The following is a 16,499-nucleotide window of genomic DNA, read 5'->3' as shown; positions in this document are numbered from 1 at the left end:
TACAACGCTATAGTTGCCTTTTTTTGTAAAACAAAGTGGTGAAGTAACTTAAGTAATTACAAATCGGACAAAACCATTCATAACTGCTTAAGTCTACTCTTCTTGTTCTTTTGCACGTTTTACCTCCTCTATATAAGGCTCAATATGAATGAGTACATCGGCAAGTTCGGGTATTTTTGCTTTGAGAGTATCTTTGAGCTTATGGGCTATTTCGTGCCCCTGCCTCACCGTAATTTCAGCGTCTACAATGGTGTGTAAGTCTACATAAAACTTCAGCCCCATTTTCCTTATCAGGCATTTCTCGGTGTCCAGCACTCCTTCTACTTCTTGCGCTACTTCTCTTACTTGCTGCAGCACAGGATCGTACAAATGTTCGTCCATGACTTCGCCCAGGGCAGGTCTAAATATAAGGTAACTATTGTACAAAATAAGCCCAGAAGCAAATAGAGCTGCCCAGTCGTCAGCAGTTTCGTAGTTTTTACCCAACAACAAAGCCACCGAAATACCAATGAAAGCGGCCACTGAGGTAATGGCATCGCTGCGATGATGCCAGGCATCTGCCCTGAGCGAGGAGCTGTTAACTTCTTTTGCCTTGCGACTGGCGATGCGGTAGAGGGTTTCTTTGAAAGCAATGATGGCACCCAATACAATGAGGGTGTAAGGGCTGGGGAGTTGGTGGGGAGTATAAATATTGCGAATACTGCTATAGGCAATGACCACGGCAGAGCCTACCAGAAACAGCACTACAACAAAAGTAATGAGTGGCTCGGCACGTCCATGCCCATAAGGGTGATTCTCGTCGGCTGGACGATTGGCGTATTGCAGACCAAATAAAACCAGCAACGAAGCAAAAATATCGCTGGTAGACTCAATACCATCGGCAATGAGTGCATAAGAGTGCCCAAAATACCCGGTTACCCACTTAACAATTGCCAACAAAGTGTTGCCTGCTATGCTTAAATAAATGGTTTTGATAGCAACTTGTTCGTTGTTCATATATAGTGGGGTTATGGCTTACCTGTAAAGACAAATATTAAGCCTGAATATGACAGAAAACTACTTCGCTGTCCTGGCGACCCTTTACCTGCAAACTGATCAGGCTGGGGGTTTCGAGCACCAATACATCGCCTTGGTTTACTGTATGCTTTTCGTTGTTGATGTAAATACTCACCTTGCCCACATATACATACATAAAAAACCAACTGGAGGAGGTCTTAAGAGGGTAATCTATGATTTGACTTTTATCAATTGCCCACCCCTCAAGCGTACCTTGAGCATCGCCCATTGTCATTAAATTAAAATCGGTACATTGCCCCGTTGAAGTAGTTTTCCAACCTCCCTCAAAAACATCAGTGTCAAATTTATTTAACTGACTGGTGTGTTGACCTTCGTGGGTAAGGGTCATAGTGCCATCGAGCACCATTAGTGTCCGCGAAACATCAGGCAACGAGGTAAACTCAGAGGTTTCTGCTTGTACAGTAGCTGCACTTAGCCTAAAGCTAAAGTTGAGTTGATTGTAAACCGCTGTTCTGGGGTAAATAAAAAACTCGGTGGTAGTACCCCCTGCCCATTGAGTCTCGTGAAAACTTTCTGCAGTAAGAATGGTAGTGCTCATTGAACTATGCATTTTTGTTTTTCAATGTTAATCAAAATTCTTATTTCTGTCAAATTTACTAAAGTAGGATTTTTTAAAGCAGAAAAAAGCTTTTGTGCGTAAATTGTTCGCGACTCACTGGCAGAATGAGTAGTTTTTGAGTCTATAAACTTTTGCCAATGTTCGAATAGCTTAGCTGAGTCTTGGTCAACAGTACTTTAGAACAAAACCATTTTTCGAGCCACAGCAGCTACAAACACAAGAAAGTACCAATATGGATCAGTATAAGAGCAGCTACAACCTTTGGGCACTTTAAACAAAAAAACTTATCATGAAAACAAAGCCTCAATTAGATATTATGATATTGGCCGCGGGTAAAGCAAGCCGTATGGGACAAGCCAAGCAGTTGCTTAAACTCCAGGGACAAAGTTTACTGGAGATTTGTTTGGCAAAAGCTACTACCTTGCCCACCGCCTCGGTAGTAGTGGTATTGGGAGCATACCTTGCCCAAACCCAGCCGTTGGTGAGTACTTTTGGTAAAGGGGTACACGCGGTAGTAAACAAAGATTGGGAAAGTGGCATGGGAAGCTCTATTGCCACAGGCATGAACAAAATACTGGAGATAAACCCTTCGGCGAAAGCCACCATGGTTTTACTTGCCGACCAACCTTTGGTGAGTGCAGAAAAACTGCATGAGATGCTTGACTTATACCAGCAAAAAGCTCCTCCTATAATCACAAGCGCTTATAGCGGTACGTTTGGGGTACCTGCCATATTTGAACGCGCCATGTTTAAACACTTGTTACAGCTAAAAGGAAAAACTGGAGCAAAAAAGGTGATGAAGCAGCACTTAGATCAATTGACTTATTTTGATTTACCAATGGCTGCTTTTGACGCTGATACCCCCAAAGATTTTGAGCAAATCAAGGCGATGATTATGGATAACGGAGGCTAATTAATAAAATGACATTTTTTTCTATCAGTAACCTGCGACTAAAGAAGTTTTGTAGCTTTACTTAGCCTCACAATATGTTGTTTACCATAAGCTAACTCACCTATTCTTTTTTGAACTTACCTGTGTCTTCTCTATATTGGGTGCTGGTATTTACACAATTGCAACTTGAATGACCATCAAAAAATCAATGAAACACTTCAATTACACTTTTATATGCCTGCTTTGGGGAATAATCACTGCATTTACAGCTTGCCAACCTGCCAATAAACCAGGCACGCCGGACACTCAAACACCCCAATCAAATAAAGACCAAGCAACTGGATTGCTACAGTATGTTCGCCCTTTGGTGGGCACCAAAAACATGGGGCATACCTTTCCAGGAGCTACTGCACCTTTTGGCATGGTACAGTTGAGCCCTGAAACCAACATACAGCCTTACCTACAGCCTGATGGTAAGTACAACCGCGAGGCTTATCGTTATTGCTCTGGTTATCAGTACGCAGACTCTACCATTTTTGGCTTTGCTCATACGCATTTCAGCGGCACAGGTCACTCAGATTTGGGCGATTTTTTGGTGATGCCTACTACTGGAGCATTGCACCTAGAGCCAGGCAAAACAGACAGCGGCAAGGTAACACCAGGTTGGCACTCGCGGTTTTCACACGCTACCGAAAAAGCCGAACCAGGCTATTATACGGTGCAATTAGACAATTACAACATCAAGGCAGAACTCACGGCAAGTGAGCGGGTGGGTTTTCACCAATATACTTTCCCTAAGAGCGACAGTGCACATATTATTCTTGACTTGGTGTACAATATTTACAACTTTCCCGATAAAAATGTGTGGACTTTTGTGCGGGTAGAAAACGATTCTACTGTGACAGGCTACCGCCAAACTACGGGCTGGGCACGCAACAAGAAGTTGTATTTTGCTATGCAGTTTTCTAAGCCTTTTAAGAGCTATGGACACAAAAAATATGATCGTAAACAATATGGAGGTTTTTATCGCAGGTTTAACGAAGAAGAGAATTTTCCGGAAATGGCAGGGCGCAACCTAAGGGCATACTTTAACTTTGAAACCCAAGCCAACGAAAAAATCAAGGTAAAGTTTGCTTTGTCAGCAACAGGTACCCAAGGGGCACTCAAAAACATCAAAGTGGAATTGCTTCACTGGGATTTTGACAAAGCTAAAGCCGAAACTCAGGAAAAATGGAACGAGGAATTGGGCAAGGTTCAAGTAGAAATGCTGACTCCTGCCGATAAAGAAACTTTTTATACGGCGATGTACCACACCATGCTTAGTCCAGTGGTTTTTGAAGATATAGATGGGGCTTATATGGGGCTCGACCAGGAAATACACCGATCGAGAGATTTTACCAATTATACCATTTTTTCGCTGTGGGACACCTACCGGGCTTTGCACCCTTTGTTTAATATTTTGCACCCTCAACGCAACAATGACATGATCAAGTCAATGTTGGCGCATTATGAGCAAAGTGTACACCGAATGCTGCCCATCTGGAGCCATTATGGCAATGAAAACTGGTGTATGATTGGCTACCATGCTACCTCGGTCATAGCAGACGCTATAGCTAAAAAGGTGGGCGACTTTGACAAAAAACTTGCCTTGGAAGCTTGTATAAGCACCTCTACCCGCACATATTTTGATGGAATAGGTGACTATATGAAGCTCCATTATGTTCCTGAAGATAAAAGTAGTTCGTCGGTGTCGAAAACTCTGGAGTATGCCTACAACGACTGGTGCATAGCTCAGGTAGCGCAAGCAGCAAAAGATACCGCTACGGCTGTACGTTACCTGCAACGTTCGAAAAACTACCAAAACGTATATGATCCTAAGGTGGGTTTTATGCGTCCCAAACTGGCCAACGGCGAATGGAAATCAGCGTTTGACCCAATGGACACTCACGGGCAAGGTTTTATTGAGGGCAACGCCTGGAACTATGGGTTGTATGTACCTCATAAAATTGACCAGATGATAGAAATGATGGGTGGCAAAGACAAATTCAGCCAACGACTTGATTCGTTGTTTACTATGCCCATAGATGACAAGTACATTGCAAAAAATGAAGACATTACCCGCGACGGAATCATTGGCAACTATGTACACGGCAACGAGCCCGGACACCATATTCCTTATTTGTATAACTGGACTAATCAGCCTTGGAAAACACAGGCAAGGGTGCGTAATATTATGCGTACCATGTATAGCAATGAAGTAGATGGCTTATGTGGCAACGACGATGCCGGGCAAATGTCTGCCTGGTATGTATTTAGCTCGCTGGGGTTTTATCCGGTATGTCCGGGATCTGACCAATACGCTATTGGTAGTCCCTTAGTAAAAAAAGCTACTTTACAACTGGAAAATGGGAAGCAACTGGTCATTGTGGCCGAAAACCAAAGTGCCGAGAATGTATATGTACAAGGGGTAAAAGTGAATGATCAAAAGATCAAGCGCAACTACCTGACCCATAGTGATATTGTAAACGGGGGGAAAATTGTATTTACCATGGGCAAGCAGCCTAAACTAAATTGATGGTACTTAGCCATTTTTTGCTAATTTCCGAAAAACTGAAGGAGTGGTTTGGGTGTTTTTTTTGAAGGCGGTATTAAATGCTGACAAGGAATTGAAACCGCTCTCGTAGGCTATGCTGGCAATGGTATGTTGGTGGTATTGGGCATCGCGAAGCAGTACCTGGGCTTGACCAATACGATAGGTGTTGATAAAGTCAGAAAAGTTTTGTTGACGTTGTTCGTTGATTACCTGTGATACGGTACGAGGAGCCAAATGGAGTTTCTTTGCTACCTTATCGAGGGTAAGCCCTGGGTCTAAAAAGGGTTGTTCAGAATCGAAAAACGCAAGAATCTGTTCCAGCAAGTCTTGCGATTTGTCTTGAGCAATTTTAGAGTTTTTATATTTTTCCGGAGCAGGTATTGCTACAAACAGGCTATTGCGCTTGAGCGCCACATAAATAAGCCCATATACCACTATGGAGTACATCAAAGCACCCGTGATATAATAGGGCAATACCCTGATATAATGCAAAGTATAAGACAACCAAACCAAGAATATACCCAAGGCAAGGTTACGGACCCAACGAAGCTCATGTGGATGCAGTGACGATGATTGGAGGGCTTGATGCCAACGTCCAAATGAAAGAACAAGGTATATAAAAAACTGGAGCAGTATAAAACGATAAGGGGCAAAAGCAGTATGATTGGAAACGTAAGCAGCAATGAGGGCATAGATAAAAAAAGGCACAAAATGTAGTAAATAAACACTCCTCCAGCGAAAGCCCTGTTGTTCGATAAATGACCTTACGTATAGATACAAGGCAGGACCTATGGCAAGTTTGGCGCCCAGCCCAAAGTTGCGGATATGATCGGGCAAATCGTCGGAAAAGTAGAGCAAAACAGACTTGCCAATGCGTAGGGCAAGGGCAAAAATAAGGATAGATAAGAGTCGGTTGGCTAGTTTGCGTTCGCCTTGGATAGTAAGTAGGTATAACCCAAAAAAAACACTTTCTAACACTCCCAAACTGCTCAATACCAGCAATATTTCTCTGTACTTTTCCATGGTGTAAAATTAAGCCACCTACACAACATAAGCAAAAAGCCTGGAAGTTATCAGTCAATACTCAGATTTGCTTTTTCTTTGAGCTTTGATTGGCTTTTAGCCTTTAGCTTTTTTTTGGCTGTTTGTAGGGAGCTTTTAGCCTTTAGCCTTTTCTTGAGCTATGATGAGCTTTTAGCCTTTAGCTTTTTTTTGGCTGTTTTTAGGGAGCTTTTAGCTTTTTCTTGAGCTATGATGAGCTTTAGCCTTTAGCTACGATGAGCCTTTAGCTTTTAGCCTTTGTTTAACTGTTTGTATGGAGCCTTTAGCCTTAAATTATCATATTTGCGAATTAGTTAGAAGTTGGCAACCCATAGTTTTGACTGCGCTTCGCGCCCATTCGTAATTGAAAAACTCGTAATTAGCTTACGCAGAGCTCCCTTCGGTCGGTTCGTAATTGTTTAACTCATAATTAGCTTTTAGCTTCACAGAGCTCCCTACCATTGGCATTTATAACTTTTTAGTAGTAAGTTTGTTATTCACAATACTCCAACGCTTTTTATGTCTATTAGGTCAAATGAGCCAAACAATATGCATTCTTACCTCATGAAAGAGGGGTTTGGGGCTTTTGGGCAAACAAGCTAAAAAATGAATAGTACTACCCTGAAGTATATAACTTACTATTTTTCAATGTACTTACAGGTGCTTATACTCGCAAAACGGCTATCGACCATCGACGGAGAGCCGTGGACTATTGTATTCATACATTGCCACTAAAATTATGAGTCTGGAACAAGATTTTAAAGACGCAGCCGAAAAAAAGGCTTTCGATATACGACATAGAAACACGATTAGTTTTAATATGGGTCGCTACCATACCTCGGTAGACAAAGGGTTGACTCAATACGACGATCACGACCTGGCACGCAGCCGGGCTGCTTACATAAAAACCCAGACCATAGACAGTCTGGATACTCACTTGCTTGAGTTTGAAAAAAACTTTACTGCCAAAGGAGGAAAGGTAATTTGGGCAGAAAACCACCAACAAGCCCTGCAGGAAATCGACAAGATTTTTAAGGCAAACGAGGCCAAAATGGTGGTAAAGTCTAAGTCGATGACTACCGAAGAAATTCATTTGAATGAGTTTTTGGAAAAAAACCATGTAGAAGTAGTAGAAACTGATCTGGGCGAATACATTGTACAACTTGCCGGGCAAAAACCTTATCATATTGTAACGCCTGCCATGCACCTGTCCAAAGAAGATATTTCTGATATATTTCACGCCAAACTGCACACCCCCAAAACCGATGACGCGGTAGAACTTACCCTCACAGCCCGACGACTGTTGCGCGAAAAGTACACCGAGGCAGAGATTGGTATTACTGGGGGCAATTTCCTGGTGGCTGATGTGGGTGGAGTAGCCATTACCGAAAACGAAGGCAACGCTCGTTTATCGGTTACTTTTCCTAAGGTGCACATAGCCATTGTGGGCATAGAGAAAGTGATACCTACTATGCAAGACCTCGACTTGTTTTGGTCGTTGCTCTCTACGAGTGGTACTGGGCAACGCCTGACGGTGTATAATAGCATTGTGAGCGGACCTCGTCAAGAAGATGAAACCGACGGCCCGGACGAAATGTATGTGGTATTGCTGGACAATGGACGAACCAAACTGCTGGCTGACGCCGAGAAACGCCAGGGCTTAAATTGTATCCGCTGTGGGGCTTGCCTGAACGCTTGCCCGGTATACAAAAACATTGGAGGGCACACCTATAATACTACTTACAGTGGCCCTATTGGGTCAATCATCACGCCTAACCTTGCCGGAATGGAAAAATTCAAACATTTGAGTTATGCCAGTTCGTTGTGCGGGGCTTGTGCTTCAGTGTGCCCGGTAAAAATAGACATTCCCAAACAGTTGTTACTCAATAGGCACGAAAGTACCAAGCAAAAACTAGCGCCCCGCAGCGAGCGTATTAGCTTTAGGCTTTGGAAGATAGGAATGAAAAAACGCAGTCGGATGAACCTGGGCAGTGCTCACATGAAAAATGCCTTTTTTAGGCGCTTTTTCAAAAAGACCTGGGGCAAGCGTCGCGAAGACATAGAAGTAGCCCCTAAGTCATTTAACCAACTCTGGAAAGAACGACAAAAAGATTTGGCAAAAGCCACTAAAAAAGAGGCGAAGCAAACGAAGAAGAAGTAGGTTAGTCGGGAGTCAGTAGCTTCTACAACTGTTAGCCTTTAAAGCCTGTTACCAGTTTTATAGCACGTTGATTTTTAGTGGGGTTTATAAGTTACATACTTACTTAAGAAACAGCATTGGCGCGCTTTAGCCGATAGCAAAATACCCCGTTCAATTTTATTTTGAGCGGGGTGTTTTTAGTTGGTCACCTTACTATTATTAACAGCCCTTTGTCTACTAGGCGTTGTACTTCGGGAGGCAAATTGTAAACAATAGATACTCTCACGTGAAAGTTACTATCTGAAAGAAAAATTAAACACAAAGATGCCCAGTACAGTTTTTTTTAAGAGAAAGTGAACTTTCCAGTATTCATCAATTTTAGTCTAGAGAAGTTACCTACTTAATTGATCCTTCAGTTTTTTTATCAATTCATCTCGTTTTTTTGGAGATTTATACTTATTTAAAAACAATGGGATTTTTTTGATCCGAGCGATAAGGAATGCAGCATAATCTTTTACTCTAAACCTGAAATAGTAAGCATCTCGACGAGAATAAATAATACAATTATCATCTAACAAACCAGTGAGTTCTGGGATGATGATTTTTCCTAGTTGCATCACTCGTGCGCCAGGACCAAGTCCAACATGACCACTGGCAATGAATGCCCAAGAATTGCCAGAACTGTAAAACCATTGAGGATAATAACCTGTCATTTTCAATGCTTTGGCATATAAGCGAGCAAGTTCTCGTTTCGCTTGTTTGTCAAAGGCAGTAAGCTTAAGTTGACGATTTTCGATGATTAAGTCTACATAAAGTTTTATTTGATCATCAATTTCTGGGTGAGTAATAATTGTTAATAGAGTTTTATTATGTTTTTTCCACAAGCTATCCTTTATTGACTTTGACAAATCATTCTCATGTTTTTTTTTAATAATAAAGTCAGCCAATAGCTCTTCTTTTGACTTTAGAAGTATTTTTGGCAGTGTTTTTTTTAGTTGAAGAATTAATAAATCCCTCTTTGCAAAAGATTTGTACTTTCCTAAAAGAAGTGGATTTCCTTGTAGATGGCTTATATAATATGCTGCATAGTCTTTGACTCGTACCTTTAAATTTCTGCGGGTATAAGAAGAGTTCAATTGAATCAGGCAATCATTGTCTAACAAAGGATATAATGCTTTTATCATTGTTTTACCAAGTTGCCCAATTCGCGCTCCTGGGCCAGGCCATAGAAAGCGCTCATTAATATATCCCCAAGACCCAAATTCATAGTTGTTAATCATAACCCAAGGCTCTTGACAAGCTCTATGTAATGCTTTAGCATAGAGTTCAGAGAGTATCTCCTTCATTTTTTTTGTAAGGTATGATGTGCCATGCAGTTTGTTTGAGATTTTTAAGTCAATGTACAATTTAGCCTGATCGCTAATTTTAGGATGTACAATAATTTTTAATAAATCACGATTTATAGAATATCCATTCCAAATACTATCAGGAGAAAAAACAAAGCCATGATCTTTATATTCTTTTATATAGCCTGCTATTTTTTTACTATTGTATTGAGCAGTAGCTATAGTAGAGAAAGCCCCAAGGTTTACAAGAACTAAAAATAAAATTAATTGTCGTTGCATCATTTTTTCTTTTGTTGATTGCGCCAAGCAGTACGCTCATCTAGTAATAATGTGGTTGCATTAATAAATCTACTTTTACCTGTGTGTTCCCCATCTACTATTTCAACGCGCATTTGATTTGGATTAACATTTGGATTTCTACTGTATTTTCTTTTGAAAAAGTTACTATGATTTAAAATCCTGAAACGGGTACCCTTATCAAGAGTAGCCAAAAGCGAAGCTCCTCTTTTTTTTAGATTGCTCATTAGTCTTACGTTATTTTGATTCAATACTTTGACATCCATTATGGGCAAGTTGATGGTATTGTATTCTATTTCCTTGTCTCCCTCTAAATCCATAGCTTTTGATTTATTCCAGATTTCAGAAGCTTTGAAAAATGAATGAACGGGGTGTTTTGTTTCCATCTAGCTTGAGAAAACTCAACACCGCCTCATCACAAGTTTATTGTGTTTGATAAACCGCTGTAGAATTTAGGCGATACGTTTTTTTAGCCTTGTTAATTTAATAAATCACCCACAGAAAGAGAGCAAAAACACTCGGTTTTAAATAGTACTTTGGCAAGGGGACATAGCGTTTTGACCATGTATAGTATTAAGATAATATGAAGAATGGGAGATTGTGCAGATTTAGCCAAAATAAGGTTGTATTTTTGTGGCACAGAAGAACGAAAAACTGATACATAAAGTATATAAATTAATTGACCAATGTTGTCACACTTCAATACTATAAGAGCCAAGATGCTTGCCTCTTTCTTTTTCTTTTTGGTCATTATCCTGTTTATTTCTTTAATAAATATATGGTTTGATATAAAAGAAGCACGAATAAACGCCCTGCTGGATAAGCTTGCCGAGGTAAATAGAGACATGCAAGCGACTAATAAGTTGGAAAAAGGGTTTTATGAAAACGAAACCATCAACCCCCTGTTCTACAAAACAGGACAAAGCACCTACCTGGCTGGTCACCGCAAAACCATTGAACATATTCGCCACAACCTTGACACCCTCAAGCGCACCCAAGGCTTATACGCTGGAAGCAGGGTTGACTCGCTCACTCGCTTGTTTAATCAATATGAGGTATTGTTTGAAAAAATAGTGAAGGAAACCAAGTATCGGGGGTTTAAAGACTACGGACTGGTAGGCAAAATGCGCAAACACATTCATTATATAGAAGCCCACCAACAACCGCTCGACCTTGCCAAAATATTGATGATACGCCGTCATGAAAAGGATTTTATCATTAGGCGTGACCTGCGTTATACCACAAAAATGGATACTGCTGTGCAACTGCTCAAGGCAGATATTGAGCAAAACATCGCACAACGTAACCAGCGCCAGGAGTTATTGGTGGCGCTCAACAATTACGCCCATACTTTTGAAGAATTGGTAAAAACCGATCAGGTCATTGGTTTAAATGACAAAACAGGCATTAAAGTAAGGTTGATAGAGGTTTCGGGAGCGTTGGATCAGGTGATATTGAATTTTAACCAACACATTCGCGCCCGTGCCAAGGTGCTCAAAAGCCAAAATAAGTGGTTGCTGTCTACAGTAATGATGCTGGGCGTGGGAGTGATGGTGTTTTTGGCGTTCTTTCTTACCCGCATTTTGAGCCGCCCCATTCATCGTTTGTCGCGCTCTATCCATACCATTATTCAAAATGATTTCTCGAAAGAGGTAGCCTTTGAGAAGGTAAAAACCAACGACGAGATAGGGCGTTTGTCGAAAGACTTTCACTTGATGCTAAAAAAGATGCATTCCAGCATTGATAAGGTCAAAAAAAGTTCGGAAGAAATTAAGCGTAAGCGCGACTTGTTGTTGAACAGCATTAACTACGCCCGCAAAATTCAGGGAGCTATTTTGCCCACCGAAGAGGAAATACAAGCCTATTTTCCCGAAAACTTTGTCATTTACTCACCTATGCACGTGGTTTCGGGCGATTTTTACTGGATAGGCAAACGCAAGAAAAAGTTGTTTTTGGCGGTAGTAGATTGCACTGGGCACGGGGTGCCAGGTGGTTTTATGAGTATGATTGGTACTATTTTACTCAACGAAATCATTATTCAACACAAAACCTTTGCTCCAGCACAAGTACTGGAACAACTCGACAAAGAAATACACCTCGCCTTGCGTCAAGACCAAAACCTAAACAACGACGGCATGGACTTGAGCCTGTTGATGATAGAAAAGGCAGCGGAAGAGGCTGACAAAGATTTGCCCGAAAACCTGGAAAATATGGCGGTATTGCTAGAGCAAGTACAGCAAAACCTTCCCCAAAACTCTTTTAAGGTTACTTTTGCTGGTGCCAAAAACTCGCTTTTTTATGTCCAGGAGAATGAACTACGCGAAATTAAAGGAACCCGGCGCTCTATAGGAGGACGCAAGCCTTTGCATAAAGATGCTTTTCAAGACCACGAACTATTGCTTGAACCAGGAACCAATCTTTATTTTACTACCGATGGTTTGCTTGACCAACACAACCAGGCACGTAAAAAATACACTAAAAAACGTTTTGTGAAGGTAATAGATAGCCACAAAGAAAAAACAATGCTAGAGCAACAAGAGGCACTCCAAAGCGATATGTATGAGCACATGGGTACCGAACCCCAACGGGACGATATTACCGTGCTGGGGATTAGCCTTTAAGCAGAATGTTTAACCCAGAAAGCCGTTATCTGGTTGCCTACATCTGCCCAAGTATCGAGGGTTGAAAAAGCCTCACTTTAGGCTCTTTTAGTATTTTTTCATGAAAAAATCGTGAAAGTGGTTTAAAAATCATCCTAATTCAGCTTTTTTACGTATACGACTTGCATTTTTTTTAGTATAAATATTACGAGCATGCCTGAAGAGGGCATAATCAGCTTTTGAGCGAGCCCGACAACAAATAGCTCAAGGTTTATTTAAATATCACCAAAGGCGTTATACCCCTATAAGCTCTTCATAATCAACTGTATACACTTACTCTAATATTTGCCTTACGCGACCAGTGGCAAGCCCATCATTGTTTTACCCACTCGGATAAACCCCTTGTTTATATTGAACTTCAGCCAGCCATTGTGTAATAATTTGGTTTATATATTACAAGAAAAAGTCTTTTTGTCCAATTCTCAAGTAGTAAATAGAAGGTCACATATCCTGATAAAAACCCATGAAGAGTGTAAATTTGTATGTATTTTATACAAATAAGCACTTTCATGCCTTCAGTCAAACCAGCTTCAACGAACTATTTTATCAGGTTTCAAATACAATAATACATCAATTCAAAAGCAAGGGCAATTCCTAACAAAGTTCCTTTCTATTCAGTGTACAAAAACTACAAAGTCAAATATGTTTAAAATCGCTAAACTTAGTTTATTATTATTTATCACAAGTAGCTTACTCTATAGTTGTTCTTTATTCGAAAAAGAGTTTATTCTCCCCGTACCTATAGCTGCCGAAGCAGAAAATATAGGGGTGATTGGGTTTACAGCACAATGGAACAAAGTTACTGGTGCAGGCAGTTACGAAATAGACCTGGCACTTGACGAAGATTTCAGTCAGTTTGTAGACGGCTATCAGGCAAAAAAAATTGTAGAAGCAGGACTCACCATTGATAATTTAGAAGCCAACACTACTTATTATTACCGGGTAAGGGCCAACATATCCAGTCAAATCTCTCAAAACTCCAATGCAATAGCCGTCACTACCGAGGCATTAGACCACCCCACAGTATACCCTGCTACTGAGGTTTCGGCCACTGGCTTTAGGGTACACTGGAAAAAAATGCCCATTGTAACCGCTTATTTGCTGGATGTAGCACTTGACGAAGCTTTTACAAAATTTATTGATGGCTACCAAGGGCACGAAGTAGCAGCTGATACTCATTTACTGATAAGCAATGTCACTGTAAACAAGCAATATTTTTATAGAGTAAGGGTGAAACAATCTAATTCATTGTCTGATTATTCTAATACTACATCAGTGTTTACTACTACTTTGCCCAGTCCCGAATCTTTGCCTGCCTCCGAGATAGAATATACAAGTTTTGTAGCCAATTGGAAGGCAATGCCTGAAGCTGATTCTTATCAATTAGATGTAGCCACTGACCCATTGTTTGAAAGCATCTTGCCCAAATACAACAACTTGAACTTGACCGCCAATCGCTTAGTGATCATTAACCTTGACGCCAACCAAACATACTATTACCGGGTAAGGGCGCTTAACAGCGAAACCAGGTCTAATTACTCAAAGGTAATTACAGTAAATACCAGCAACCTGGCTGCTCCGGTGGCCACTGCTGCCAACAATATAGAAAGCGGAGGGTTTAGAGCCAACTGGCAAACAGTGACCAATGCTTCGTCGTACTTGTTGGATGTGGCACTTGATCCAGGATTTAGCCAAATATTGCCAGCGTACAACAACCTGGCGGTGATCGACAATTATATAGACGTAACTTCGCTCAACGCCAGTACTACATATTATTACCGGGTAAGGGCACAAGGGCTCAACGCAGTGTCTGACAACTCAAATGTGATTACAGCCAACACTGGTTTATTGCCCGCCCCTGTAGCCAATGCCGCCAGCAGCCAAAAGGCATTTGAGTTTACCGCCAACTGGGCAGCACAGGCCGATATTACGGTATACTTATTAGACGTAGCCACTGATGCTTCTTTTACTAATTTTGTAGCAGGATATCAAAACAAAGAGGTGACTGGCACCTCGCATACAATAGGAGGTTTAGATTTTAAAACGACCTACTATTACCGCTTACGCGCTCAACGTTTTGGCAAAGAATCGGCTTACTCCAATGTGGTAGAAGTAAGCCCGTGCATTGGCAATACTTGTAAGCTTGCCAAGATAGACTACTTTACGGGTAGTTCTACCAGCAACCGAAGTCAAACTTTTAGTTATGATGCACAAAACCGCTTGTCAGAGATTCACTACCATAACAGAAGCGCTGATGTCAGGTTTCGGGTTGATTATAACGCAGACGGCACCATCAAAAGCGTAAACCAGCATTATAATGGTAGCCTGCTTACACAGCATATTTATACATACAGTGGTGGGCTGCTTCAATCTATAGAGCAACAAAATAGCGCTGGGACATTTATGGAATTATGGGAATTTGGGTATGATGCACAAGGACAACGTAACTCATGGATTATCTATGGCAACCCGACAAAAACTTCGGTAGAAGCTAATTTTACTTATATAAGGGATGCCGAAGGTAATGTAATTACCGTAAACAGGTTTGGGAGTTCATTTAGAACATACAATTATATAGGTGGCTTAAGCCCGTTGGCTTTGTTTAACCCTGACTTATGCTTTTTTATAGGTACCAATCGTGACCAATGGACCAATGAAGCATCATGGCCGGAAGACAATGAATTTAGAGGTTTTTTACCGATTCATAATATCCAAAGCGAATCCATCTATAGTAGTACCGAAGTATTTATATTTAGCCTCAATAGCAAAGATGTAGCAGAAAACCAACAAGGGTATTTCTCGGCAACTTATACTATGCAGGGTTGTGGTTTCTAATGAACATTGACCCTATCAATATTAACAAAAAATGGAAGCAACTCACCTTGCTTCCATTTTTTGTTTCTTAGCCATCCCTTTTTGTTCCTTTCGGTCCAGTACCCTTCCCTTACTCAGTATTTTTTACGGCAATAATTTCAGCAGCAATGCTAATGGCAATCTCTGCGGGGGTTTTGCTGCGAATAGGTATGCCTATAGGCGTGTGTACTTTTTTGATTTGCTCTTCGGGGAAACCATCTTTTCTCAAATTTGCCAACAACTGGTCTATCTTAGCCTGGCTACCCATCAGCCCCAGGTACTTCAGGGGCTTGCCCAACAACTGCCGAATAGCTATATCATCGCTGCGGTAGCCAAAGGTCATGACCACTGCATAGTGGTTTGCTCCGGCTGGAATAGCTTCGCCCAATTGGTCGTAAGGTAGTACCCGCTTGTAATGAGCATAATGATTTGCCTCCATTGTATTCAAACCGGGGCGATTGTCGTAAATATGAATACGAAAATCGAGGTTTGCCATTACCTGAGAAAACGCCAGCCCTACATGCCCCCCTCCTACTATGTATACATTGTTTTGCACCCCAATTTGTTCTGCAAAGCTCCACTCCTGGTGAGTAGCCTCAAAGTACTGATAACGTGGCAAGGCGGGGGCTTTCGTCTGAAACCCCAATCCCTGGGGCGACAGTTTCAACAGCCCTGAGGCTGCATTGAGCACTTGTTGGACCACTGGCAAATCTTTAGACACCAAGGGGATAAAAGCAATTGTTTGTTCGCCTGAGCATATCATCCCCGACTGGTCTTTTTGTTCGCTTTTGCGGTGTACCTGCCGCTTGAGCTGTACCTCGTATGGCTGCTTTTGCAGCAAATCACGCGCCCACTCTACAAGCTTGTGCTCCATAATGCCCCCACCTATAGAGCCTTGCAGGGCTTTTTGCGTTACCGCAATGCTAAACCCTTGCCTGCCTGGGCTACTTCCCTTGCTTTCTACTACATACAGCAGCATTACTGGGGTGTATTGCTCTAGTTGTGTATTGATAAACTGCCAAATGTTCATGGGGTGTCATT

11 protein-coding genes are annotated in these 16,499 nt (G+C 41.4%); 5 read left to right on the top strand and 6 right to left on the bottom strand.

Going from position 1 to position 16,499, the window contains the following annotated elements:
• Nucleotides 1–93: 93 nt before the first annotated feature.
• Both M23134_RS29495 and M23134_RS39105 read right to left on the bottom strand, forming a co-directional pair.
• Nucleotides 94–996 (bottom strand): cation diffusion facilitator family transporter, encoded by a 903-nt coding sequence (locus tag M23134_RS29495; RefSeq protein ID WP_002702713.1) that lies wholly within the window; start codon nt 994–996, stop codon nt 94–96.
• 37 nt (nt 997–1,033) lie between these two features.
• Nucleotides 1,034–1,615 (bottom strand): HutD/Ves family protein, encoded by a 582-nt coding sequence (locus M23134_RS39105; RefSeq protein ID WP_002702708.1) that lies wholly within the window; start codon nt 1,613–1,615, stop codon nt 1,034–1,036.
• A gap of 310 nt (nt 1,616–1,925) precedes the next feature.
• Between M23134_RS39105 and M23134_RS29485 the strand changes: the two genes are divergently transcribed.
• Together M23134_RS29485 and M23134_RS29480 are read left to right on the top strand one after the other, a co-directional pair.
• Nucleotides 1,926–2,549, top strand: coding sequence for a nucleotidyltransferase family protein (locus M23134_RS29485; RefSeq protein ID WP_002702705.1), 624 nt, complete (start codon nt 1,926–1,928; stop codon nt 2,547–2,549).
• Nucleotides 2,550–2,736: 187 nt separating this feature from the next.
• Complete coding sequence (locus M23134_RS29480; RefSeq protein ID WP_157558710.1) at nt 2,737–5,103, top strand: GH92 family glycosyl hydrolase; 2,367 nt, start codon at nt 2,737–2,739, stop codon at nt 5,101–5,103.
• A gap of 6 nt (nt 5,104–5,109) precedes the next feature.
• Here M23134_RS29480 and M23134_RS29475 read toward each other — a convergent pair whose 3' ends face one another.
• On the bottom strand, nt 5,110–6,144 hold the full coding sequence (locus tag M23134_RS29475; RefSeq protein WP_002702701.1) for a helix-turn-helix domain-containing protein: 1,035 nt from the start codon (nt 6,142–6,144) through the stop codon (nt 5,110–5,112).
• A gap of 757 nt (nt 6,145–6,901) precedes the next feature.
• Here M23134_RS29475 and M23134_RS29470 point away from each other — a divergent pair.
• Nucleotides 6,902–8,323, top strand: a complete 1,422-nt coding sequence (locus M23134_RS29470) for a lactate utilization protein B (protein WP_002702699.1) — start codon at nt 6,902–6,904, stop codon at nt 8,321–8,323.
• Nucleotides 8,324–8,694: 371 nt separating this feature from the next.
• On the opposite strand, the gene M23134_RS39100 is transcribed toward M23134_RS29470, so the two are convergent.
• Both M23134_RS39100 and M23134_RS29460 read right to left on the bottom strand, forming a co-directional pair.
• The gene (locus tag M23134_RS39100) at nt 8,695–9,930 is read right to left on the bottom strand and encodes a hypothetical protein (RefSeq protein ID WP_053337411.1); all 1,236 of its coding nucleotides are present in this window, start codon (nt 9,928–9,930) and stop codon (nt 8,695–8,697) included.
• Nucleotides 9,927–10,331 (bottom strand): hypothetical protein, encoded by a 405-nt coding sequence (locus M23134_RS29460; protein ID WP_002702693.1) that lies wholly within the window; start codon nt 10,329–10,331, stop codon nt 9,927–9,929. Before M23134_RS29460 ends, M23134_RS39100 begins: the two co-directional genes overlap by 4 nt.
• Nucleotides 10,332–10,631: 300 nt before the next feature.
• Between M23134_RS29460 and M23134_RS29455 the strand changes: the two genes are divergently transcribed.
• Together M23134_RS29455 and M23134_RS29450 are read left to right on the top strand one after the other, a co-directional pair.
• On the top strand, nt 10,632–12,566 hold the full coding sequence (locus M23134_RS29455; protein ID WP_045114588.1) for a SpoIIE family protein phosphatase: 1,935 nt from the start codon (nt 10,632–10,634) through the stop codon (nt 12,564–12,566).
• Nucleotides 12,567–13,247: 681 nt separating this feature from the next.
• Nucleotides 13,248–15,440, top strand: coding sequence for a fibronectin type III domain-containing protein (locus M23134_RS29450; RefSeq protein ID WP_002702690.1), 2,193 nt, complete (start codon nt 13,248–13,250; stop codon nt 15,438–15,440).
• A 109-nt stretch (nt 15,441–15,549) separates the two neighbouring features.
• On the opposite strand, the gene M23134_RS29445 is transcribed toward M23134_RS29450, so the two are convergent.
• The gene (locus tag M23134_RS29445; RefSeq protein ID WP_002702688.1) at nt 15,550–16,488 is read right to left on the bottom strand and encodes an XdhC family protein; all 939 of its coding nucleotides are present in this window, start codon (nt 16,486–16,488) and stop codon (nt 15,550–15,552) included.
• Nucleotides 16,489–16,499 lie beyond the last annotated feature (11 nt).

The organism is Microscilla marina ATCC 23134 (genome assembly GCF_000169175.1).
Lineage (GTDB): Bacteria > Bacteroidota > Bacteroidia > Cytophagales > Microscillaceae > Microscilla > Microscilla marina.
The sequence above is the reverse complement of the archived record's forward strand: the minus strand, read 5'-3'. Positions and strand labels throughout refer to the sequence as shown.